General features: G+C 60.9%; 20 protein-coding genes and 1 other RNA gene. 6 read left to right on the top strand and 15 right to left on the bottom strand.

Going from position 1 to position 22,216, the window contains the following annotated elements:
• Positions 1-67: 67 nt before the first annotated feature.
• The 6 genes from IPM12_10335 to IPM12_10310 form a co-directional block, all read right to left on the bottom strand.
• Positions 68-979: a hypothetical protein gene (locus IPM12_10335; GenBank protein MBK9148196.1), complete on the bottom strand. Its 912-nt coding sequence runs from the start codon at positions 977-979 to the stop codon at positions 68-70.
• The gene (locus IPM12_10330; protein ID MBK9148195.1) at positions 976-2,640 is read right to left on the bottom strand and encodes an SBBP repeat-containing protein; all 1,665 of its coding nucleotides are present in this window, start codon (positions 2,638-2,640) and stop codon (positions 976-978) included. The genes IPM12_10335 and IPM12_10330 overlap by 4 nt, the downstream gene beginning before the upstream one ends.
• 3 nt (positions 2,641-2,643) lie before the next feature.
• A complete protein-coding gene (locus IPM12_10325) occupies positions 2,644-3,819 on the bottom strand; it encodes an acetyl-CoA C-acyltransferase (protein ID MBK9148194.1) in 1,176 nt (391 codons plus the stop codon).
• A 48-nt stretch (positions 3,820-3,867) separates the two neighbouring features.
• Positions 3,868-4,233, bottom strand: a complete 366-nt coding sequence (locus IPM12_10320; GenBank protein MBK9148193.1) for a four helix bundle protein — start codon at positions 4,231-4,233, stop codon at positions 3,868-3,870.
• A 110-nt stretch (positions 4,234-4,343) separates the two neighbouring features.
• Positions 4,344-6,725, bottom strand: coding sequence for an enoyl-CoA hydratase/isomerase family protein (locus IPM12_10315; GenBank protein ID MBK9148192.1), 2,382 nt, complete (start codon positions 6,723-6,725; stop codon positions 4,344-4,346).
• On the bottom strand, positions 6,726-7,157 hold the full coding sequence (locus tag IPM12_10310; GenBank protein ID MBK9148191.1) for a winged helix-turn-helix transcriptional regulator: 432 nt from the start codon (positions 7,155-7,157) through the stop codon (positions 6,726-6,728).
• Positions 7,158-7,266: 109 nt separating this feature from the next.
• On the opposite strand from IPM12_10310, the gene IPM12_10305 reads away from it, so the two are divergent.
• The gene (locus IPM12_10305) at positions 7,267-8,166 is read left to right on the top strand and encodes a hypothetical protein (protein ID MBK9148190.1); all 900 of its coding nucleotides are present in this window, start codon (positions 7,267-7,269) and stop codon (positions 8,164-8,166) included.
• Between the two features lie 2 nt (positions 8,167-8,168).
• Here IPM12_10305 and IPM12_10300 read toward each other — a convergent pair whose 3' ends face one another.
• Complete coding sequence (locus IPM12_10300) at positions 8,169-8,942, bottom strand: hypothetical protein (GenBank protein MBK9148189.1); 774 nt, start codon at positions 8,940-8,942, stop codon at positions 8,169-8,171.
• A 266-nt stretch (positions 8,943-9,208) separates the two neighbouring features.
• Here IPM12_10300 and IPM12_10295 point away from each other — a divergent pair, with 266 nt between their 5' ends.
• Positions 9,209-9,682, top strand: a complete 474-nt coding sequence (locus IPM12_10295; GenBank protein ID MBK9148188.1) for a hypothetical protein — start codon at positions 9,209-9,211, stop codon at positions 9,680-9,682.
• Here IPM12_10295 and IPM12_10290 read toward each other — a convergent pair.
• Complete coding sequence (locus IPM12_10290; GenBank protein ID MBK9148187.1) at positions 9,668-10,903, bottom strand: alanine dehydrogenase; 1,236 nt, start codon at positions 10,901-10,903, stop codon at positions 9,668-9,670. The two genes, IPM12_10295 and IPM12_10290, sit on opposite strands and share 15 nt — an antisense overlap.
• Before the next feature lie 97 nt (positions 10,904-11,000).
• Here IPM12_10290 and ssrA point away from each other — a divergent pair.
• Positions 11,001-11,398, top strand: a transfer-messenger RNA (tmRNA) gene (gene ssrA, locus IPM12_10285).
• A gap of 211 nt (positions 11,399-11,609) precedes the next feature.
• On the opposite strand, the gene IPM12_10280 is transcribed toward ssrA, so the two are convergent.
• Positions 11,610-12,536: an exopolyphosphatase gene (locus IPM12_10280; protein ID MBK9148186.1), complete on the bottom strand. Its 927-nt coding sequence runs from the start codon at positions 12,534-12,536 to the stop codon at positions 11,610-11,612.
• 65 nt (positions 12,537-12,601) lie between these two features.
• On the opposite strand from IPM12_10280, the gene IPM12_10275 reads away from it, so the two are divergent.
• Positions 12,602-14,122 (top strand): AbgT family transporter, encoded by a 1,521-nt coding sequence (locus tag IPM12_10275; protein ID MBK9148185.1) that lies wholly within the window; start codon positions 12,602-12,604, stop codon positions 14,120-14,122.
• A 21-nt stretch (positions 14,123-14,143) separates the two neighbouring features.
• Here the strand turns inward: IPM12_10275 and IPM12_10270 are convergent, their stop codons facing one another.
• The 4 genes from IPM12_10270 to IPM12_10255 form a co-directional block, all read right to left on the bottom strand.
• Complete coding sequence (locus IPM12_10270) at positions 14,144-15,859, bottom strand: hypothetical protein (protein ID MBK9148184.1); 1,716 nt, start codon at positions 15,857-15,859, stop codon at positions 14,144-14,146.
• A gap of 66 nt (positions 15,860-15,925) precedes the next feature.
• The gene (locus tag IPM12_10265; GenBank protein MBK9148183.1) at positions 15,926-16,978 is read right to left on the bottom strand and encodes a hypothetical protein; all 1,053 of its coding nucleotides are present in this window, start codon (positions 16,976-16,978) and stop codon (positions 15,926-15,928) included.
• Positions 16,979-16,988: 10 nt separating this feature from the next.
• Positions 16,989-18,224 (bottom strand): hypothetical protein, encoded by a 1,236-nt coding sequence (locus IPM12_10260; protein MBK9148182.1) that lies wholly within the window; start codon positions 18,222-18,224, stop codon positions 16,989-16,991.
• A gap of 133 nt (positions 18,225-18,357) precedes the next feature.
• Positions 18,358-18,525 (bottom strand): hypothetical protein, encoded by a 168-nt coding sequence (locus IPM12_10255; GenBank protein ID MBK9148181.1) that lies wholly within the window; start codon positions 18,523-18,525, stop codon positions 18,358-18,360.
• Positions 18,526-18,690: 165 nt separating this feature from the next.
• Between IPM12_10255 and acs the strand changes: the two genes are divergently transcribed.
• On the top strand, positions 18,691-20,586 hold the full coding sequence (acs, locus tag IPM12_10250; protein ID MBK9148180.1) for an acetate--CoA ligase: 1,896 nt from the start codon (positions 18,691-18,693) through the stop codon (positions 20,584-20,586).
• A gap of 13 nt (positions 20,587-20,599) precedes the next feature.
• Positions 20,600-21,016, top strand: a complete 417-nt coding sequence (locus IPM12_10245) for a phosphoheptose isomerase (GenBank protein ID MBK9148179.1) — start codon at positions 20,600-20,602, stop codon at positions 21,014-21,016.
• Between the two features lie 155 nt (positions 21,017-21,171).
• Here IPM12_10245 and IPM12_10240 read toward each other — a convergent pair whose 3' ends face one another.
• Together IPM12_10240 and IPM12_10235 are read right to left on the bottom strand one after the other, a co-directional pair.
• Complete coding sequence (locus IPM12_10240) at positions 21,172-21,711, bottom strand: hypothetical protein (GenBank protein MBK9148178.1); 540 nt, start codon at positions 21,709-21,711, stop codon at positions 21,172-21,174.
• A 35-nt stretch (positions 21,712-21,746) separates the two neighbouring features.
• Positions 21,747-22,205, bottom strand: coding sequence for a hypothetical protein (locus tag IPM12_10235; protein MBK9148177.1), 459 nt, complete (start codon positions 22,203-22,205; stop codon positions 21,747-21,749).
• Positions 22,206-22,216 lie beyond the last annotated feature (11 nt).

Genomic DNA, 22,216 nt, shown 5'->3' with positions numbered 1-22,216 from the left:
CCTTTGACGGTTTCCCCGTCGCTTGGCATTTTACAACATACAACAGGAAGACGAAAGGTGGAGCGCCTTACTCCACCAGCCCCTCCATCCACCGCACCAACTCCCGCTCATCCACGATGCTCCACGCATGCGGATGCCGGTTGCCATGCTGCACGCCGCGCCCTACCGTAGTGATGTATTCAGCCCGCACATTCCCCGCCGCCACCAGCGTGTCGTGGATCCGCTTCAGGCCGTAGGCGTTCAGCTCCTCGTAGCGGTCGTCGCGGTTGGTGCGCCACCAGGCCGTGTCCGGCTCGGTGTAGAAGCGGATGGGCAGGTCCTTCAGCGACGCCACGCTCGCGGACGAGTTGAGCAGGGGAGCAGCGCGTTCGTAGTTGGCCAGACTGTCCGCGGGCGAACCGAGGGCGCTGTCCAGGAGTGCGATCAGGTAGCGCGCTTCGTCCTTGTATTCGGGGAAGCTGGTCTTCGCCAGGTCGCGTTGCGCGCTTTCGTACAGGAGCACCAGGTCCAGCGGACTGTCCACGGCGAACACGCCTTTCAACTGCACCGGTGGCTCGGCCGACCGCAGCAGCGCCTTCGCCAGCAGCACGCTCACGTTACCGCCAGAGGAGAAACCGCCGATGACCGTGTTCGACGCATCCACGCCGTGCTCCTGCACCGCGCCCGCGATCGTGCCTATCACCTCCTGCTGCTCGGCCTCGCTCATCAGGATGTGCTGGTTGAAGTTCAGCATCAGCACCGCGATGCTGTTCGCCGCGGCCGTGTCCGCAATGCGCGACTCCGCCCGGGTGTCCGCCGCATCGCAGGGGAAGCAGGGGAAGAGGATCAGCAGGGCTTTCTGCTCAGCGGGGAGGAGGAGGTCGTAGGCGGGGGTGTGGATCTCTTTCGGCCTTAGGTTCTTGATGGGAGCGGGCGGCTGACAAGCGCTTAGGAGCAAGATCGGCACGCACGCGAATGCGAGATTGGTGGAGGAGTTCATGGCACGATCATCACTTTCTGCGATGCATGGATGACCGTACCGTCGACATGCAGGAGGTAACTGCCAGAGGCGAGATTTCGAAAATCGATTGTCATTGAGCCACAAGGAACGGCGCGGCCTTTCATCAAAACTCGTCCAATAGGGTCAAGTAATGTCCAGTCGAACATTCCTGAACATGGGACATCCACGTGAATGAGGTTCCTTGCAGGATTCGGGAATAGGCCAAAAGAACTCGTTGAGCGGTCTTCGATCGATGTATTTGTTCCATAGCACAGCAGCACGAGAGCGCCAGTTCCTCCGATCCCGCTGTTCTCTTGCGCCCCGGCCACCAACAACTTGCCTTCGACTTCTCTCGAAGCGGAATTTCTCCAGTTGGGCCGATACCATCCAGCGCCATCCTCATTGTACACATCACTCCACGTCAGGTTGCCCTCTGTATCGTATTGAAGTGTGGCGATCGAAGCCAGCACGGAAGATGAATTCTGTCTGCTCCTACCTGCGACGAATACGTTTCCTTGTTCGTCAACGGCAACACCATACCCGTCATCGTGACCTGTACTTCCATTGTAGCTCCTTGCCCAAAGCAGTTCACCGGTCGAACTGTATTTCACTGTCAGGTAGTCGTCAAGTATGCCGCTACCGTTGAACTGCGTCCCGGTGAGCAGGACTGTTCCGTCCTCCCCAACAGCAATGTCACGGAACCAATCTGTTCCCTGCCAATCGCCCGGAGCGTTGTAGGTAGCTGACCATTGGAGTGCGCCTGTAGTGTCTAGCACATCGCACAATAGATCCCCTTGACCATCCAAATAGTAGGCGCCGCCTATCGCTATGGTCCCATCCGGACGCCATTTAGCGCGGCGGCCATCGGTGAAGGTTTCTCCGGGGTGGAGGTATTCCCACAGCAATGCTCCACTGCTCGAGTACTTAAGGGCGAAGAGATAGTACTGCTCAGCCGAGAGTTCATGTGTTTGACCGATTACATAGACGTTACCTGAAGCATCGGTAAGTAGGTCGTTGCCTTGCTCGCTTGTGCCAGCGCCTTGCACATGATCATAGTATACATACCAAAGTTCATTTCCTAGGCTATCGTACTTCAGAGTGACCGCGTTGTGCTGGAAGGGCACCACCTCCGACCATCCCGTAACGAATACAGAGTTGTCGGGGCCGACAGCGATCGCATACGGACGATCCCAGCCATCTGGAATTAGCCCTCCGTCGAAATCTGCTGTCCAAAGTACCACCCCGTCGGGACTGATTTTCATTGTCCGATAGTGCTCGCCGATGGATGGAGCACTTCCGGAGGTTGCGATCAGAATGTTCCCCGAATGATCCACGCTCATGGATCCGTAGATGTTCTGAACCGGAAGTTCCAATGACCAGACCCACTCCCTTTCGACATTCTTGAGTAACACACCTGTATTCACGCCTGCATCACTGCGTGAGTATCCATAGAGGTAAACGGTGCCGTTAGGATCTACATGCATATCCAAGCCGGTGTGTATCTGTTCGGGGGCATGGACATATTCCGCAGTCCATTCCATTTGGAATTGGCCTAATGACAATAGAGGAGCCGCGGACAGGACCAGGATGATTGCGGCGTGAAAGAATGTGCAACGTGGTAAGTGTTGCACGCCATTAATTATGTCACGCCACCAGTTCATGGCTCAATTCAACAACTCAAAAACACTCGCCGCCCCCTGCCCCGTCCCCACACACATCGTCACCACCCCATACTTCTGCTTCCTTCTCCGCATCTCATTGAAGAGCTGCACGCTCAGCTTCGCACCCGTGCACCCCAGCGGATGCCCCAGTGCGATGGCGCCGCCGTTCACGTTCACCAGCTCCGGGTCGATGCCCAGCTCGCGCACCACCGCCAGCGATTGGCTCGCGAAGGCCTCGTTCAGCTCGAACAGCCCGATGTCGCTCAGCTTCAGCCCGGCCTTCTCCAGCGCCTTGGGCACCGCCGCCACCGGACCGATGCCCATGATGCGCGGCTCCACGCCGGCCACGTGGTAGGAGAGGAGGCGCGCGATGGGTTTTACATTCAGTTGCTTCAGCATGCGCTCGCTCACCACCAGCACGAAGGCCGCGCCATCGCTCGTCTGGCTGCTGTTGCCGGCCGTCACGCTGCCCTTCGCATCGAACACCGGCTTCAGCTTCGCCAGCGCCTCCAGGGTGCTCGCGCGCGGACCTTCATCGGTGTCCACCACGTACTTCTCCACTTGGCGCTTCTCCTTCGCATCCAGGTACACGCGCTCCACGGTGTAGGGTACGATGTCGTCGGTGAAACGCCCGGCGGCGATGGCGGCCAGCGCCTTCTCGTGGCTGCGCAGGCTGAAGGCGTCCTGGTCCTCGCGGCTCACCTTGAAGTCGCGCGCCACGGCCTCGGCGGTGAGGCCCATGCCCCAGTAGTACGTGGGGTTCGCCTTGCCCACCTTGGCGTTCGGCACGATGCGCCAGCCGCCGAAGGGGATCGGGCTCATGCACTCCACGCCGCCCGCCACGATCACGTCGGCCTGCCCGCTGTGGATCTTGGCCGCCGCGATGGCGATGGTCTCGCTGCCGCTGCTGCAGTAGCGGTTCACCGTCATGCCCGGCACCTTGTCGGTGTTCAGGCCCATCAGGCTGATCATGCGGCCGATGTTCAGGCCCTGCTCGGCCTCGGGCGTGGCGTTGCCCACGATCACGTCGTCGATGCGTTCGATGTCCAGGTTGGGCACGCTGGCCACCAGGTGCTTCACCACGCCAGCGGCGAGATCGTCGGGTCTGGTGAATCTGAACTTTCCACGAGGTGCCTTGCCGACAGCACTTCTGAATCCTGCTACGATGTATGCATCCATGGTTGAGTGCGTCTATGGTCGTTGGTCTATGGTCGGTGGCCGGACAAGCTAACGTCGCTTGCCGGGGGTGAGTGTTTGTTGAAGTTTGTTCACGCGGTTGGCTAGGCTGTCGATCTGCAAGGACAGCTCCTTCACTGTGTCTGCTTTGAAGTAGCCGAGTTCAACGCCGATGGTCATCTGGGTATCCACCTCGAACGCTGAGCCGATGGCGATGCCAAGGAATTGGTTGAACTCGCCGTTGTTGTTGCGTCCAGCTCCTTCAGCAATATTGCTGGCAATAGAAACGGCCGCTCTTCGCATCTGACTCTTCAGGCCGTAGGTCTCTTCTTTGGGTAGGCTTTCGCTCAGGACATGCACCGCCTTCGCGAGCTTGATCGCGTCCTTCCAGATCTCGAGGTTCTTGTATCGGTTCATGATCGAATGCGGTCTATGGTCATTGGTCTATGATCTTTGGACCCGCATTCGACAACCAACACACCTCTCACTCCCTGCCATAGACCACGGACCATAGACCATTGACGTCCTCAGTTCCTCAACACCTTCCCACTTGTAATGATGCTCTGCAGCCGCTCCAAGGTCTTCCGCTGCATGCACAGCTCCACGAACGCCTTTCGCTCTAGGTCCAGCAGGTATTGCTCGCTCACCTCCGTCGCCTCGCTCAGGTCCCCCCCGCATAGCACGTAGCCCAGCTTCTCGCTGATCAGCGCATCGTGCTGGCTGATGTAGTTGCCGCTGAGCATGCTGTTGGCGCCCACGTACACGATGCCGAGGCCTTCCTGGCCGAGCACCTTGATGTCCTTGCGCGGCGCGGGTTTGGTGTAGCCCTTGTTCCAGAGGTCCAGCGCGCATTGCTTGGCGTAGGCCAGCTGGTGGGCGCGGCTCACGATCACCTCGTCCTGGCCCTTGCGCAGGTAGCCGAGCGCAAAGGCCTCGTGCCCGCTGGTGGCCACCTTGGCCTGGCCGATGGTGAGGAAGCGCTCGCGCATGGCGTTGATGCGGATGTCGCCCTCCTTCAGCTCGTCGGCGAGGCGCAGGGCAAACTCCTTGGTGCCGCCGCCGCCGGGGATCACGCCCACGCCGAACTCCACCAGGCCCATGTAGGTCTCAGCGTGCGCCACCACCTTGTCGGCATGCAGGCAGAGCTCGGTGCCGCCGCCCAGGCACAGCTGGTGCGGGGCCGCCACCACCGGGATGCTGCTGTAGCGCATGCGCATCATGGTGTTCTGGAAAGTGCGCACGGCCATCTCCAGGTCGTCGTACTCCTGCTCCACGGCCATCATGAAGATCATGCCCACGTTGGCGCCCGCGCTGAAGTTGGCGCCGTCGTTGTAGACCACTAGGCCCTTGTAGCCCTGCTCGGCGAGGTCGATGGCCTTGTTGAGGCCCTGGATCACCTCCGCACCGATGGTGTTCATCTTGCTCGTCCAGCTCACGCTCAGGATGCCATCGCCCAGGTGACGCACGGTGGCGGCGCTGTTCTTCCAAACCACGCTGCTCTCGGGCAGGTCGCTGAGGACGATCAAGCCTTCCGCTCGCGGCACCGGCTTGTAGCTCTTGCTCGCGACATCGTAGAAGAGGCGCTTGCCGTTCTCCACCTTGTAGAAGGACTCGTGTCCTGCGGCCAGCATTTCGCCGATCCAACCGGCCACCTTCACCTCCTTCGCCTTCATATCCTCCATCACCTTCTTGACGCCGATGGCATCCCAAGTCTCGAACGGACCCGCTTCCCAGCCGAAGCCGGCGCGCATGCCGTCGTCGATCTTGTAAAGCTCGTCGCTGATCTCGGGGATGCGGTGGCTCACGTACGCGAACATCGCTTGGAACGAACGGCGGTAGAATTCGCCCGCCTTGTCCGTGCCGTTGTACACAAGCTTCAGGCGCTCGCGCAGGTCATCCACCTTCTTCGCCTCGTCCAGCGTGGCGAATTTGGGCTTCACCTGCGGCTTGTACTCCAGCGTCTTCAGGTCGAGGGAGAGGATCTCGCCCTTGGGGGAGTTGCGGTCCTTGAAGAAGAAGCCCTTGCCGGTCTTGCTGCCGAGCAGGTTCTTCTCGACCATCTTCTGCAGATACTCCGGAATGCTGAAGAGGCTGTTGCGCTCGTCGTTGGGGCAGTTGTCCTTCACGCCTTGGGCCACTTTCACCAGCGTATCCAGGCCCACCACATCAGCGGTGCGGAAGGTGGCGCTCTTCGGGTGGCCGATCACGGGGCCGGTGAGGCGGTCCACTTCCTCCACCGTGAGGCCCATGTCGGTGACGAGGTGGAACACGTCCATGATGCCGAACACGCCGATGCGGTTGGCCACGAAGGCGGGTGTGTCCTTGGCCATCACCGTGACCTTGCCGAGGATGCGTTGGCCGTACTCTTCCAAGAAAGTGAGCACCGCCGGGTCGGTATCCGGACCGGGAATGATCTCCAACAAGGGCAGGTAGCGCGGCGGGTTGAAGAAGTGCGTGCCGCAGAAGTGTTTGCGGAAATCCTCACTGCGTCCTTCGGCGATCGCATGTATCGGAATGCCGCTGGTGTTGGTGGTGATCAGTGTGCCGGGCGTGCGATACTTCTCCACGTCGGCCAGCACCTGCTGCTTGATGTCGAGCCGCTCCACCACCACCTCGATGATCCAGTCGCAATCCTTGATCTTCGGCAGGTCATCATCGAAGTTGCCGGTGCTGATGCGGCTCGCGAAGCGTTTGTCGTAGATCGGCGAGGGATTGCTCTTCAGCGCGAAGGCCAAGGCATCGTTCACGATCTTGTTGCGCTCGGCAGGCACCTTGCTTTCGGTTGATTCCTTCGGAACGATATCGAGCAGCAGCACTTCGGTGCCGATGTTAGCGAAGTGACAGGCGATGCGGCTGCCCATGACGCCGGAGCCGAGGACGGCGACCTTACGGATGTTCCTCTTTGCCATCTAGAAAAGTTGTTCTTGTTCGAGAATGCGGTCGAGCTCCGACATCACCTGCCGGAAGTTGTTCAGCTGTGCGGGGGTGAAGCGGCTCTGCACCGCCTCGTTGAATCTGATCACGGTGTTGCGGCTCACGTCGCGCATCTGTTTGCCCTTCGCGGTGAGGTGGATGCGCACCACGCGCTTGTCGACGGTGTCGGTGATTCGCTTGATGAGCCCGGCCTCCTCCATGGTCTGCAGGGTGCGCACCATGCTTCGGGCCTCCATGCCCATCTTGGGACCGAGCTTGGTGCTGGGCGTCCCCTCTGGTTCGATGTTCAGGAGTATCTGGCCGATGGCCATGCTGCCTCCGTACTTGGCCGCCTCGGTGTTGTAGATGCGGGAGATGCGGCTCCACACGCGGCGGATGGGAAAGTCGATCGTTTCTTCTGGGGCCATTGGGCATCGGCTTCGGCGCCAAGTTAGCCGCACTTGTTATGCGCGCATACCAAGGGGGTGGAAATTTCTGAACACAATCTCGCGTTCTTTGCGCAACAAGCCCATCGTCATGCGCGCTATCCTCATCGTCCTTTTAAGCCTTGCAGTGCTCGCCTCCTGCCGCAAGGAGGAGCCCGTCAACACGCCTGCGTCGCAGCTGGAGCCTCCACGGCTGGTGATGAAATTCCGGTTCGACAGCACGCAGGCCCGTTTGGACAGCATCGGGCAGCCAGCCGTGCTCGCCCCTGGCCGCGCGGCGCAGAATCCGCGCTTCAATAAGATGAGCGCGCATTACATCGAGTTCGCGCCGACGATGCTCACCGCCCTGGGGGGCGGTGAAGTGGTATACCACGCCCCTGAGACGAGCGCCGGAGGCGACACCGCGATCCATTTCGCGCAGAGCGTGAAGGCGGGCGAGGGAGAGACCTTCTTCAGCATGCCCATCGCCGACATGGCACCCGGCACCTATGAATGGCTGCGTGTATCGCTCGCCTACCAGAACTATGACATCAAGTTCCGCTACACGGATGCCACCTGGGGCACCTTCAACCTGTGGGGCACGGTGGCCAGCTTCATCGGCTACAACACCTACATCACCAGTTTCCCGGTGCGCAACCAGAGCGTTGCCGTGAACGCGAACAAACTGCAAGGCTTCTGGGCCTTTGAGGTCATCAATCCGCCCATCTCTACGGCCCCGGTTACCGGTCAGGCGCCTCCGGGAGCCACCACGGTTCCCAACCCGCTCTTCGCTACTTCACCCATTCCGGCTGGATCATGCGTGGTCACGGGCGCATTCGCCACGCCGCTCACGATCACCGGTTCGGAGACGCAGGATGTGGTGATCACCGTTTCGCTGAGCACGAACAACAGCTTCGAGTGGATTGACAACGGCGATGGGGTCTATGAGCCTGCCGCCGGCGATGCGGTGGTGGACATGGGCGTGCGCGGTATGATCCCGATAGTGCAGTAGGCTCAACCAGGCTGACGCAGCGGGCGCTTCTCCTCATCGACCCAAAGGCTGAGCCCTTCTTCAGGCGCATGCAGGAAGCGGATGCGCGACGTGGCTAAAACGATATCCTGATGGCCGTTCTGATCGTCGTATAGGTAAACGCTGTCGCAGGAGAAGCGGATCCAGGTTGAATCACCGCTGAATTCCAACCGCGTGAAGGGCCCGATGTTGCGGCGCTTGCGCACCCGGCCGTCCGATTCATCCACCCACTCGATGGCCGTGGCATCCAGGAATCCGAGGTCGTGGAATGCGGAATCGAGCCGCATGAGCTTCTGGCCCCAGCTCTCGCGTTCGCCGAAGTTGGCCATTACCCAGAAACCGTCCCGTCCTGTGCTATCCACTGCGAAGAACGCAGGCAGCATCGTCCAACTATCATAGGCCGGATTCGATATGGCAAGCAGGTGGGCCGAGCTGTCCGGCCGGGGTCGGTAGCGGTAGAGCCTGAGCCCCTCCCAGGTGTCGTCTTTGTTCGAGGCGACCATCACGAAAGTCCCATCGCGCAGGTCGAAGGTGGTCTGGATCAGCAGTGTATCGTGCGCAATGTTGTCCTCAACGGCTTCAAAGGCGATTGCTCGGGCACTGGTGGTTGGATCGGCCAAGGGCTGCACCGGTGTGGTGGGGCTGTGGCACGCCAGACCTACCACTAGGAAGCCAAATGGCAAGCATACCCCACTGTCAATGAGCGGTTTGCGTGGAATGACGCTCACCTTGTCGGGTAACGCTCGGGGCTTATTCACGCTGCGAATATGGCCGACGCCGTTGCATGGCCCGGAACGCCCACTCCAGAACCGGGTCGATTGGTCCCCGTGGATCCCGAAACCGTCGAGCCCTTCGTCCCGTATATCGAACCTCGAACTCGCTGGTCGCCTTCAAGAGGCCAAGGCAAGAGACTCAAACCGTGAATCCTGGGAATCCCATGCAAAGCCATCCGAATCAGGGCCATTGGTCGCAGGATGGAAGTTTCGAGGTTCCAAAACCGGCCTCTGGCCAAATCATATTGCGCATGGTGGGCGAGTTCAGCCATGCTGAGCTCGAGCGCTTCATCATGGACGCCGAGGCCTGGAGCCTAGAAGCCGCCGATGGCGTGGTGACACGCAAGCGCTTGCTCAATGTATTGGTAGAGGCTATGGAGAACCTGCGCCTGCACACCGAGCCTAGGCTGGCACCCACCTCCTTCGTTGAACTGCACGCCGATGAAGGCAGGTACACGCTGCTCGCGGGAAGCGCCATTCCATCGGCCAAAGCAGAATTCCTCAAGCAGCGCATTGAGATCCTCAACGAGATGACCGAAGCCGACCTGAAGGAGCATTTCCTGAGGCTGCTCAGCAATCAGGGGCGGACCGAGCATGGGGGCGCTGGCCTTGGCTTGCTCACCATTGCCCGGAAATCGAATAGGCCGCTACGGGTGCTCACAGCGCCTTGCGATGAAACCACGCAGTTCCTGGTGCTGGAGGCCAGGATCCTACGGGATGCTTGATCCCGACAGGCCCGCGTATTCAGCCAGGTGCTCAAACCGCTCGCTCAACCGACCCTCAGCAACAAGGGTTGCGCGATCAATCATCCGTTCATCATCATCGCCGATCAGGGCCGGGAGCACACGCTCGATCAGGTCCAATCCGAATGCTTCCGAAGCATCGCGCGGCAATTCGCAGGGAAGATTATCAACGGCCATGACCGTGAGAGATCCCGGATCGCCAGCCGGAACCTCACGCGCATTCACTGGATCATAGCCGAAGAACGGGTGATCGATGCTGCTGGCGCGCAGGGTGCTATCGATCGGACCGCCCACATCGCAGCTGATGTCGGCGATCACCTGCAGGGCCAGATCGGGATCGCGCAGATCCGTCGCGCTCAGGATCTTCGGGCCGCGCGGGTCCCAGAAATGGCAGGCCATGTACAATTGGGCTCGGCGCGCATAGGGCAGGAAGCGCGCGCGATGGTCCGATGGGTCGCGATGGAATGCCGCCTTATCGAATGGCCGGCCGTCCTCGCGTTCGTACAGGTCTTGCGAATTCAGAACGGTGTACACTGGTTCGTTGAACGCACGAATCAGGAACTCGTCGGGCTTCACGCGAGAGACTCCAGCACGCTCCAGTACGCCCATGGCCCCCTTCCCTACCCTGCCGCCGCCAGTAAGCACGATCCTGAGGTCCTTGGGCAATGGGAACGCGTGCAGGTGCCGCTCGAGCTCTTCCAGGTCATGGCACGCATACGCCGGTTTCAATGGCGGACCTCCATGGGCCAGCTGCCACGCCCGGAACCCGTTGTAGGCGCCGACCACGCCTGCCCAATAGCCGAAGGCCAGCACACGGTCTCCGTGCTGATCGGTGAGCAACTCGTGATCGATCAAGGTGATGCCTCTCTCGACCACGGCGCGCATGAGCTTGCGGTTATGCGGCTGCTGCTTGATGGTGTGGCTGAAAAAGAGATAGGCCTTGCCCGGGATGAGCGCTTCAAGCGAGACCTCCTTTACACCAATGATCAGGTCGCGGTCGCTGAGATCCTCCGTCAGGCGCACGCCTTCGGCCTCATATTCCGCATCGCTGAAAGCGCGCACTGGGCTGCGCTGCACTACCAGGTCGATCTGCGGGAAGCGGAATGCGAGATCGCGGCATTGGGCTGGCGTCAATGGAACGCGGCGGTCGGCGGGCAACTTGCCTTCGCGGATGATGCCGATCTTGCGGTAAGGAGGCTTCATGCAGTGGGCGGCAAACTTAGCCGAAGCCCTCGGAGCGCTTGACCACGATCAACGGCGGGCCGTCGGCCTACCTTTGCGCGGTTCATTGAAAAATCCTGGGGCCGATCTGGTTTCGACAGCGGCATCATGGGGTGTGTAAGCATGCCGGGCGTGATGTGCGGCCCGTATCCCAGTGCATCAACGCCATAACTGGCGAAGTAGACTACGCTCTCGCTGCTTAATAGCCCAAGGCTATGAGGCTTAATCCACGTGAATAACAGTAGCGTGGACGAGTACCTCTCAGGGAGGCCCGTTCTCCTCCTTCCTGGATCCGAGGTGTCATCATGGGGAACTGGCTCGCGCGGTGGTCCGTAGCGCGGGTGAGAAACAGGACCTAAGTCCATCGTGGGGTGCCCTTCTCCAGCGGCGGATCGAAAACCAATGAGGCGGCTAAGCATGTAGAAAGCTCATTCCACGGTCGTTTGGACGAGGGTTCGATTCCCTCCGGCTCCACAGGGGACTTAGCGGCGGCGCAAGTGCGATTCCGTTGCGCGCGGCGGATCAATCGAGTTTCACCCCGGTGAATGCTGTGGATTCCTTCCGGCTCCGCCTTCGCCTCACCGAAGCATGGCCTGATTACGATAGCCGCTGGGACGCGCGATGGCGGGCTTCATCACTGCCGGAACCCGTTCCGAGGGCCTTGCTGGGCCGGGACTTTCGTAGAAGACTAGGCCACCACCGGCTCGTTCTGCGGGTACCTCGCTCGCCCGTATTGCTTCATGTACAGATCGTAGATGATGCCATCGGCGAGGCCCACCTTGGGCACGAAGACCTCGTCCACATCGGCGAAATCCATCACCCGCAGGAAAATGTCGGCGGCAGGGATGATCACGTCCGCGCGGTCGGGGCGCAACCGGAGCAGCTTCACGCGGTCATCGAAGGAATAGTCAGCAATGCGATCGCGCTGGGCTTGGATATCGGAGCGGATCAAGGGCTCGCCGAAGGCGTTGCCATTCTCCTTGAAGATCCGGTTGATGTTGCCGCCGGTGCCGATGGCCATGAGTTGGCCGTGCTGCGCGCGCAGCTCCTCGAGGAAGGCCTGCATCTCCACCCACGCGCTCAACGGCACCTTGTTCTTGAGCGAGCGCACGGTGCCGATCTTGAAGCTGGCGCTCTTCACGCGCTTGCCGCCTTCGAGCCAAGTGAGCTCCGTGCTGCCGCCGCCAACATCAATGTACAGGTAGGGCCGGTCCTTCAGCAGGTCCTGCGTCCAGAAGGTGTTGGTGATGAGGTCCGCCTCGAGCTTGCCAGAGATCGTCTCGATGTGAACGCCGCTCTCCATCTCCACCCGGGCGAGCACCTGATCCCGATTCTCGGCTTCGCGCATGGCGCTGGTGGCGCAGCAGCGCAGGTAGCCCACGCCATATACCTCGGTGAGCAGGCGGAAGGCCTTGAGCGATTTGATCAGGTAATCCTGCTTCGCCACGGTGATGGCCCCCTGATCGAACACATCCTCGCCGAGGCGGATCGGCACGCGCACCAGCGTCTGCTTCTTGATCACCGGGTGATCGTCGCGCTCGATGACCTCACCCACCAGCAGGCGCACAGCGTTGGAGCCGATATCGATGGCGGCGTAGGTGAGATCGCGGTCCACGGTGCGAAACTATGTTCCATCCGATCGCGGCAACCGCTTTCTTCGTCGGCCACAACCAGCCCCCCATGAGCAAGCAGAAGCGCAGCGGCGTTGACCGATTCCTGGCCATCATCGAGCGCGCCGGCAACGCGCTGCCGCACCCGGCCACGCTGTTCGCCATCCTGGCATTGGCCGTGGTGCTCATCAGCTGGATCGCCGACCTGAGCGGCATGAGCGCCATACACCCAGCGACTGGCGAGCCTGTGACGCCGAAGAACCTGCTCAGCGCCGAGGGCCTGCACTTCATCCTCACCAAGATGGTGGTGAATTTCACGGGCTTCGCGCCGCTGGGCACCGTGCTGGTGGCGCTGCTGGGCATCGGCATCGCCGAGGGCAGCGGACTGATCGGCGCCGTGCTGCGCGCTGTGGTGCTGGCCTCGCCCAAGAAGCTGCTCACCTTCGTGATCGTCTTCTCCGGGGTGATGAGCAATGCCGCGAGCGAGGTGGGTTATGTGCTGCTGGTGCCCCTCGCTGCCGTGATCTTCCTCGCCGCCGGACGGCACCCGCTTGCCGGCCTGGCTGCTGCATTCGCAGGCGTGAGCGGGGGCTATAGTGCCAACCTGCTCCTGGGCACCATCGACCCGCTGCTAGCAGGCTTGAGCCAGGAAGCCGCGCGCATCATTCAGCCCGATTACCTGGTGAACCCCGCCTGCAACTACTACTTCATGTTCGTGAGCACCTTCGTCATCGCCGGTCTGGGCACATGGGTCACCGAGCGCATCGTGGTGCCGCGCTTGGGCGAGTACAAGGGCGATGAGAAGCCGGAGGAGATCCGCAACGCCACGCCACAGGAGCGCAAGGGCATGCTTTACGCGATGCTCACCGTGCTCGCCGTGGTGGGAATCATCCTGTGGGGACTGATCCCCGAAGCTGGATTCCTGCGCGACCCCAAGACCGGTGAGATCCTCCATTCGCCCTTCATGAGCGGCATCGTGGCGCTGATCTTCCTGAGCGCATCACTGGCGGGCATCGCCTACGGCATCGGCGCGGGCACATTCAAGAGCGACAACGATGTGATGAAGGGAATGGCAAAGAGCATGGAGACCCTCGGCAGCTACATCGTGCTCGTGTTCTTCGCAGCGCAGTTCGTGGCCTATTTCAACGAGACGCGGCTGGGCCTCATCCTCGCGATCAAGGGCGCTGATATCCTGAAAGCTGCGAACCTCGGCCCCATCCCGCTCATGCTCTGCTTCGTGCTCATCAGCGCCACGATCAACCTGATCATGGGCAGCGCCAGCGCGAAGTGGGCCATCATGGCGCCGGTCTTCATCCCCATGTTCATGCTGCTGGGCTATTCGCCGGAGTTCACGCAGATGGCCTATCGCGTGGGCGACAGCGTCACCAATATCATCAGTCCCATGATGAGCTATTTCGCACTCATCGTGGCCTTCATCGCGCGCTACGACAAGAAGGCGGGCATCGGCACCGTGATCAGCACAATGATCCCCTACTCCATCGTCTTCCTCATCGGCTGGAGCGTGATGCTGGTGGTCTGGGTGCTGCTCGAACTGCCCATCGGCCCCGGGGCGAGCATGTTCATCAAGTAGAGGGTGACGGCGCTTGATGCGTCACGGTGCATGCCGCAGCACCGGATACTTCCTGAAGCCCGGCTCGAACCACGGCGAGCGCTTGTACACGAAATAAAGCTGTGCGAATGCGTCCATGGCGAACGCGGGATCAGCGGCCCGCTTGGCACCGAGTGCCTTTCTCACTTCCGGGTTCTTCATGAGCCAATCCGCAGCCAAATCCTCGAAGACATAATCGCTGAACCACTCCTTCTGCTGCAGCACGCTGTCGAAGAAGCCCCAGGCGAAGAAGCTGTCCTCGCCTTCGGGCTCGAGCGCCTCCATCACATAGCGATCCGTGGCATATCCCATCGGTATGAACCAGCTGCCCTTCGCGACCTTCATGCGCACGCTCTTGGAACTCGTGCTGATTGCGCTGTGGAGGTAATGGCCCTCATAGGGTGAGCGCGAGGTGCTCATCTCACCGATGCTGTCCTGATCCACGACGAGCATGGTGTCGCGCGCCAACGCACGCATCCGAACGCCATTCGCCTTCAGCCTCACGATCACTTCGTGCCACGACGCGGGCACGATGTAGGCCTTGGGCTTGCGCTTCACCAGCGCGGCGGCGTACGAATCATTCCAGGGCACCTGCGTTTCGGTGGGCCTGGTGCGATCGTATCGCGCGCGCTGCAGTCCGGTCACCGCACTCGAGACACGCTCCGCATGCCAGCCCTTCCACGGTAACGTGGCCCACGCGGTGGTGTCCAGGCGCCAATTCATGCCGAGCTCGGTCATGCCCGCTGTGAAGCTCTTGGCCTCGCTCCTGCGCTTGAGCAGTTCATCGCCGTGCTCATCCAGCATGGCTAGTGCCGCCAGCATCAACTGGAAGGTGGCATTCACCCGGTCGGCGTAGGGCTTCAGCATGTGGCTCTCACTGAGGATGCTGATGCGATCGAAGAGCGCATTGAACCCGGAGCTGTACCGAGGGCTGTCGTTGAATCCATAAAGACCATCCTCGGGGACCTCGCCGCGCGTCTCGAAGTAGGGGCACATCAGCATGCCCTTGCGCTCCATCCAAGCGTGCAGCCCCGGGATCATGGTCCGCGTCATGAAGTCGCTGAGCCCACCGCTGAGCTTGTCCTTCTGCGTGGTTAGCAGCTCCATCACGTACTGGTGATCGGCGCCGTTGCTCACATGCGTCTCGAAGTACACGTCAGGATCCATCACGGCGATCGCTTCCACCAATGACCAGGTGCTGCGCGAATCCATCTTCATGAAGTCGCGGTTGAGGTCAAGGTTGCGTGCATTGCCGCGGAAGCCGTACTCGGCCGGACCGTTCTGGTTGGCACGGCTGGTAGCGCTGCGCTGCTTCGCCCCGCTCACGTTGTACAAAGGCACGATGCAGACCGCTGTGTTCACCAGCAGCCCCATGTACTGGTCGCTTTCGAGCAGCGCTTGCGCCAGCAACAGGCTGGCATCGATGCCATCGGGCTCGCCGGGATGGATGCCGTTCGTGATCCACAGGATGCTCTTCCCGGCCGCACGGATGCTATCTGGCGAGAAACCACTGCCGTCGCTGATCACGAATAGATGAAGCGGTGAGCCGTCATCGTCCTCGCCGAACTCGAACAGGTGCGCGCCGGTGTGCTGGCGATCCAATTCCTGATAACGCGCGATGGCCTGCTCCCAGGTCACGGTAGAATCGCCGGTGAATGTCCATTGGCCATGAATTCCGATGGACAGCAACGCCGTTATTGCCACAAGGGGATTCCGCATGGCGCCGAAGATGAGAACGAAGGAGCCCTGCCGGTGCAGGCAGGGCTCCCTCGATACAACGACTCGCTACTGCAGCACGAGCCGCTGCCAGCGCGGCACGCCCTCGATGATAGCGCCCACGTGATACACGCCGGGCGCGGCATCGGGCATGACCAGTTCCATGCGCCGCTGCTGGCGCACGCGCTGTTCGATCACCGTGCGGCCTGCCCCATCCAGCACGCGGATCAGCGCATCGCTCACCGCGCGGTCGAACAGCACGGTGAAGCCTGCATCGCCTCTGGTCGGATTCGGCGAGAGCCGCATGCCCTGGGATTCCTGGTCCATCACCCCCACCGTTCCGGTGATGGTGGTATCGATGTTCACCACGATGCCGAAGCTCGGGCCCCAGCTCTCGTTCACATCCTTCGCTCGGAGCCAAAGCACGTTCACGCCAGCCGTCACCGGCGCGGGGATGCCACCGCCCTTGATCGCCTCAAGCGCGCTGCTGAAGCTCCCATCCACAGCGAGCATGGGAGTGCCCTGACCGAAGCCGGGATCATCGTTCACATAGTACTCGGCAGCGCTTACGCTGATCTCCGGGAAGCTCACCGCGCCGTCGAGCACTTCCACCACCACGCTGAACGGCAGGCTCCATGCGTCATTCACATCCTTCACGCGAACGCTGAGCACATGGACCCCGATTGATGGCAGAGCGCTGGTCTCCATCGAAATCGCTTCCAAGGCACTGTTGAAGTCGCCATCGAAAGCGACCATCGGAGTGCCGCTGCCCTCTCCGGGATCGCTGTCCCAATAGAACTCGGCTTGCGCTACGGTGATCTCCGGCACCGTGGCCACCGGCGGCTCGATCACCACCACGGTGGTGAACGTTGGCCCCCAATTCTGCGCCTGATCCTTCACCCGGACACCCAAGGTGTGCGCGCCGAGCGAAGGCAGCGTGGCAGTCTCGAGGAAGATGGCTTCCACCGCTTGGTCGAACGCACCGTCAAGCACGCTCATCGGATACGCGCTGCCGGCGCCGGGATCGGCATCCCAGAAGTACTCGGCATTGTCCACGCGCTGCGCGCTGGCCGTGAGTGCCGCCAGCAGCGAGCTGGACAAGAGGAATCGTGCGATCGTCATCGTGCGCGGATCAGCGGTCGAACGCCGTGGCCTTCACGCGCAGGGTGCTTCCCTGGCGCACGTTGAAGGGGTGGCCGGTCATGTACACGCGTGCCGCACCGCTCTGAAGCGGGAAGAAATTGGTGAGGGCATAGCTGCCGCCATAGGCACCTGCATCGCCGATGGATAAATCGAGGTCATAGAATGGTGCCGCCGGGTTGCCGCCATCGATGGCCGCGCCGTCGGCGAGGAAGGTGCCATCGGCGTTGAGGGTAATGGCCTGATCGATGGTGTTGTTCCCCGCGAAGGTGAAGCCCGCATCGATCGGGAAGGTGATTCCCGTGGAGACATGGTTGAAGTACACGTTGATCTGCCCCAGGTTGCCGCTGTCGTTATTGATTCCGCGGCATTCGCCGGCCCAGGTGCGGGTCACCGCATTGTTCATGATCTCCCAGATGCTTCCCGCGTTGGTGTTCGCGAGGTTGATGCCGTAGGTGGTGAAGTTGCCGGTATAGGCCGTCACGGTGTTGTTCCAAACCAGGTTGGCTGCATTGGTCACAGGTCCTTCATACAACTCGATCCCCATCCAGCCATGCTGCACGTAATTGTTGCGGATGTGGAACACCTGGCCGAAGCTGCTTCCGAAGATGCCTTCGTAGCCAATGCGGCCCTTGACCTTGTTGCCGATGATGGCACAAGTATCGATGGCGGTGCCGGACGAGGTGGTGTTCACGCTTATCGCCTCGTCGTTGATCTGGCTGCAATCCACATCGTTGCCCACCACATTGCCGAAGTTGATGGATACGCAGCCGTTCACCAAGGTGCAGCCTACGATATCGGCATCGAACCAATTGCTGGAGAGGTTGAGGCTGCCATTGACGAAGTAGCTGTCCACCACCCGGACGCGCGTTCCGCGGATGCTTGAGGTGCCTGCCCCTGCGCCAATCCCGCCTGCGGTGTTCCGCATGCCGTTGATCAGCACCACGCGGCCGTTCGCAGGAACGATGTTGTACGTGCCCTGCACCACGAAGTAACCGTCGTTCGCATAGCTCAGGAACTCGAGGCTCTTGTCGATGGTGATGTTCTCGATCCAGGGAATCTCGCCCGCGCGGTTCTTGACGATGATCCGATCACCATCGGCCGCAGCCGCGACGGCGGAGGCGATGTTCGGGTAGGTGGGCGGCACGCCGAATTCCTCAACGATCCGGTCAACGGCGGAGGCATGAATGGCGAAGAAGGTGAACGCAGCGACGGTCAGGTGCTTCATGGTCAATTGGTGAGGCGGCGAAGCTAGGCCGTGACCGCTATGATAAAAGTTGACCCCGGCACCTGGGCAGGTGGCACCGGGGTCGTCGTACTCGGCCCACCTTGCGGCAGACCGGGTCCGGGGTAGGCTTGGCTCAGGCTTCGGCTTCTATGGAAAGCACGAGAGCGTTCTCGATCGGCTCTTCCTCTGGAGCCGTCACTTCAATCGTGGCCGGGACCGCTTCATGCGGGATCTGTTGGGCATAGAGCTGTTCTTCGTCGGTAAGGCAGAGCAGGAGCGTGAGTGTCTGTACTGGCCACATGCGTGTTGGGTTATTCGTTGGGGTCTGTTGCCAGTCGGAAAAGTGGCCGCAAGATTTCAGGTGCAATGGGCGAAAGTCAAGACGAATGCTGATTTTCTTTAGACGAACCGCCTTGACATGGGAACTGACGATCTTGTATGCCGAACGCCCAACTTCGCCGGCACCATGACCGATTACCGCATACGCAGCATGGCCGAGTATGAGGCTGCGCATTCTGAAAGCCTCCTGGATCCAACGGCCTTCTGGGCAGCGATCGCGGAGCATTTCAGTTGGCTTGCGCCCTGGAGCAAGGTGCTCGAAGGGGATTTCATCAAGCCCGATGTGAAGTGGTTCATCGGGGGCAGGCTCAACATCACCGAGAACTGCCTCGACCGACATCTGGCCGAACGCGGATCGAAGACCGCGCTGCTCTGGGAAGCGAACGACCCTGAGCAGGAAAGTGAGCGCATCACCTATTCCCAATTGCACGAGCGCGTTTGCCGCATGTCCAACGTGCTGAAGCGGAATGGCGTGAAGAAGGGTGACCGCGTGTGCCTCTACATGCCCATGATCCCGGATCTGGCGATCGGTGTGCTTGCCTGCGCGCGCATCGGGGCCATCCACTCGGTGGTCTTCGGCGGCTTCAGCGCGAATTCACTCGTCGACCGCATCAACGATTCGCAATGCTCCGTGGTGATCACCAGCGATGGCATCCGGCGCGGCGCGAAGTGCATTCCGGCCAAGGCCGTGGTGGATGAGGCCCTTCCCTCCTGCCCCAGCGTGCGTGTAGTGCTGGTTGCGAAATGCACGGGCGAGGACGTGCCGATGAAAGCCGATCGCGACCGATGGATCGAGGATGAGTTGAAGCACGTGAGCGGCGACTGTCCCGCCGAGCCGATGGACAGCGAGGATCCACTCTTCATCCTGTACACAAGCGGCAGCACCGGGAAGCCGAAGGGTGTGGTGCATACATGCGGCGGCTACATGGTGTACGCGGGGTACTCCTTTGCCAATGTCTTCCAATGCGAAGAGAACGACGTGTTCTGGTGCACGGCCGACATCGGCTGGATCACCGGTCACAGCTACATTGTTTATGGTCCCCTACTGAACGGCGCCGCGAGTGTGATGTTCGAGGGCGTGCCCACATGGCCAGACCACACGCGATTCTGGCAAGTGATCGAGAAGCACGGCGTGACGCAGTTCTACACCGCGCCAACGGCGATCCGTTCGCTTATGGCAGCCGGGCATGACCTGCCTTCGCGCTTCGCCATGCCCAGCTTGAAACTGCTCGGCAGCGTGGGCGAACCGATCAACGAAGAAGCCTGGCACTGGTACCATGAGCAAGTGGGCAAGAAGCGCTGCGCCATTGTTGACACCTGGTGGCAGACCGAGACCGGCGGCATCATGCTCAGCGGCTTGGGCGGCATCACGCCGATGAAGCCTGCGCATGCTGGGTTACCTCTCCCTGGCATCCGCACCATCCTCGTGGATCAGCAGGGCAAAGAGCTTCACGGCGAAGCCGAAGGCTACCTCTGCATCGACTTCCCCTGGCCCTCGATCATCCGCACCACCTGGGGCGATCACGAGCGCTGCCGCATCAACTACTTCGCCCAATACCCCGGTCGCTACTTCACCGGTGATGGCGCCAAGCGCGATGCCGGTGGCTTCTTCCGCATCATCGGTCGCGTGGATGATGTGATCAACGTGAGCGGCCACCGCATCGGCACCGCGGAAGTTGAAAACGCAATCGATGAGCACCCCGATGTCGTGGAAAGCGCCGTGGTGGGCTACCCGCACGACATCAAAGGGCAGGGCATCTATGCCTTCGTGATCTGCGACCACGTGCGCACCGACAAGGACGCACTGCGCAACGAGGTCATCGCGACGGTGGAACGCATCATCGGCAAGATTGCGCGACCGGACAAGATCCAATTCGTGAGCGGCCTGCCGAAGACACGTAGTGGGAAGATCATGCGACGCATTCTGCGGAAGATGGCCGAGGGCGAAATGAACAATCTAGGCGATACGAGCACCCTGCTGGACCCGGCGGTGGTGGAGGAGATCAAATCCGGCCACCTTTAGCCAACTTTACCCCATGGCACAGCTCAACGACGCCTTCGAGGATGGCAAGCGCATCAGCCCAAGGCTGCCCGAAGGGAAGAAGAACTTCCTCATCGACATCGACGGCACCATCTGCGAGGACATCCCCAACGAGGAGCCCGAGCGCATGGCAATCGCCTCCATTTACGAGGGCGCGCTGGAGATCTGCAACGGCTGGTTCGATGAAGGGCACATCATCACCTTCTTCACCAGTCGGACCGAGGAGCACCGCGAAGTGACCATGGCGTGGCTCGATGCGCACGGCTTCAAGTACCACGCGATCCTCTTCGGCAAGCCGCGCGGCGGCAACTACCATTGGATCGACAACCATATCGTGCGCGCCACGCGCTACGATGGCAAGTTCACCAAGCTTGTGGAGCGCCAGGCCACGATCGAGGCGTTCGAGGAGTAGCATAGCCGCCCAATGCGCCATCTGTTCCTCCGCTGCTGATTTGCCAATCGCCCGTTCCTAAGACTCCAACGCGTGGCTCCGCCATTGGAGCTAGCCGTATGACAGTACTTGGCAAGACGGACCTGAGTTTACCTGCCGTTCGCTATGTGCGTGCCTCAATCGCCCTTCTGGCCAACGAAGTGGTCCTCCTTATCCTCAAAGAGGATGTTGAAGGTGGTGAGCGAACCGTAGCAGCGCGTGATGTACTGCTGCAGTTCCACCTTGTCTGCCTCGCTGAGCTTCTCGTGCGCGTTGATCTTCTGCTCCAGCACGCGGAAGCGGTCGCGGATCATCACGATCTTGTGGAAGAAGTCGTCGATGGGCATCTCCTTGCTCTTGAGCGAGGGGTCCTTTGGCTTCAGTTCCAAAGTACCGCCTTCGTAGCGCCGTGCCATATCCACCGGTCGTTGCGGCTGCTGCAACTCCTCGAGCACCTCCTTGAGGCAATCCCGCACGGCATCAAGGTCCAGCGGCTCCTGACCAACCTCAACACCCGGAGCGATCGTAACGAGGCCTTCGAAGCTCCGGCTAACGGGTTGCTCACCATGCTCCTTGAAGAAGATGTGCACCGTGCGCGGATCCATATCGTACACCACGCCCACGCCCATGGTGGGGTGCTTCACGCGCGCGCCGATCGCGATTTCATAGAGTTCCATCCTTGACGGGTTCTTTCCGCCAAAGAAAGTGCGGCTCAGCAGATTTCCTGCACCGTATAGCGCACACCGTTCACCACGGCGCTCTCGCCCACCTTACGCCCATAGAGCGCCTGCACCAGCGGCGCCTTCGGCGTTACACCAAGGTATTGCCGGCCCGCTGCGCCGAATTCCTCCAAGCTGAAGCCAATGAGCAGGTTGCGCACATCGGTATGCACCACCGCCCCGAACTGAACGGTGTCCATGCATGCATCGGGCGCCACGATGCCTAGCCGGTCGAGGTCCTGCTGCACATGCTCCAATTGCACGCCGATCGAACGCATGAGGTCCAGATCGTTTCCATGCGTGCTCTCGGATTGGCTGGCACTATCGGCGTTGTCGTCGCCGATGGTGACGGCTTTCAATTCCTCGATGCGGGATCGCAATTCCGCTGCAGTGGTTTCCAGGCGGGCACGTGCGGCCTGCAGCACAAGGCGTTTGGTGGCGATGCGGTCCATGATTCGTAGGG

The sequence above is a fragment of the Flavobacteriales bacterium genome, assembly GCA_016716605.1.
Lineage (GTDB): Bacteria > Bacteroidota > Bacteroidia > Flavobacteriales_F > PHOS-HE28 > PHOS-HE28.
The sequence above is the reverse complement of the archived record's forward strand: the minus strand, read 5'-3'. Positions and strand labels throughout refer to the sequence as shown.

Bases quoted from the DNA above. Each gene is read 5' to 3' on its own strand.
- IPM12_10335 (MBK9148196.1), bottom strand. From the start codon at position 979: ATGAACTCCTCCACCAATCTCGCATTCGCGTGCGTGCCGATCTTGCTC.
- IPM12_10330 (MBK9148195.1), bottom strand. From the start codon at position 2,640: ATGAACTGGTGGCGTGACATAATTAATGGCGTGCAACACTTACCACGT.
- IPM12_10325 (MBK9148194.1), bottom strand. From the start codon at position 3,819: ATGGATGCATACATCGTAGCAGGATTCAGAAGTGCTGTCGGCAAGGCA.
- IPM12_10320 (MBK9148193.1), bottom strand. From the start codon at position 4,233: ATGAACCGATACAAGAACCTCGAGATCTGGAAGGACGCGATCAAGCTC.
- IPM12_10315 (MBK9148192.1), bottom strand. From the start codon at position 6,725: ATGGCAAAGAGGAACATCCGTAAGGTCGCCGTCCTCGGCTCCGGCGTC.
- IPM12_10310 (MBK9148191.1), bottom strand. From the start codon at position 7,157: ATGGCCCCAGAAGAAACGATCGACTTTCCCATCCGCCGCGTGTGGAGC.
- IPM12_10305 (MBK9148190.1), top strand. From the start codon at position 7,267: ATGCGCGCTATCCTCATCGTCCTTTTAAGCCTTGCAGTGCTCGCCTCC.
- IPM12_10295 (MBK9148188.1), top strand. From the start codon at position 9,209: ATGGTGGGCGAGTTCAGCCATGCTGAGCTCGAGCGCTTCATCATGGAC.
- IPM12_10290 (MBK9148187.1), bottom strand. From the start codon at position 10,903: ATGAAGCCTCCTTACCGCAAGATCGGCATCATCCGCGAAGGCAAGTTG.
- IPM12_10275 (MBK9148185.1), top strand. From the start codon at position 12,602: ATGAGCAAGCAGAAGCGCAGCGGCGTTGACCGATTCCTGGCCATCATC.
- IPM12_10270 (MBK9148184.1), bottom strand. From the start codon at position 15,859: ATGCGGAATCCCCTTGTGGCAATAACGGCGTTGCTGTCCATCGGAATT.
- IPM12_10265 (MBK9148183.1), bottom strand. From the start codon at position 16,978: ATGACGATCGCACGATTCCTCTTGTCCAGCTCGCTGCTGGCGGCACTC.
- IPM12_10260 (MBK9148182.1), bottom strand. From the start codon at position 18,224: ATGAAGCACCTGACCGTCGCTGCGTTCACCTTCTTCGCCATTCATGCC.
- IPM12_10255 (MBK9148181.1), bottom strand. From the start codon at position 18,525: ATGTGGCCAGTACAGACACTCACGCTCCTGCTCTGCCTTACCGACGAA.
- acs (MBK9148180.1), top strand. From the start codon at position 18,691: ATGACCGATTACCGCATACGCAGCATGGCCGAGTATGAGGCTGCGCAT.
- IPM12_10245 (MBK9148179.1), top strand. From the start codon at position 20,600: ATGGCACAGCTCAACGACGCCTTCGAGGATGGCAAGCGCATCAGCCCA.
- IPM12_10240 (MBK9148178.1), bottom strand. From the start codon at position 21,711: ATGGAACTCTATGAAATCGCGATCGGCGCGCGCGTGAAGCACCCCACC.
- IPM12_10235 (MBK9148177.1), bottom strand. From the start codon at position 22,205: ATGGACCGCATCGCCACCAAACGCCTTGTGCTGCAGGCCGCACGTGCC.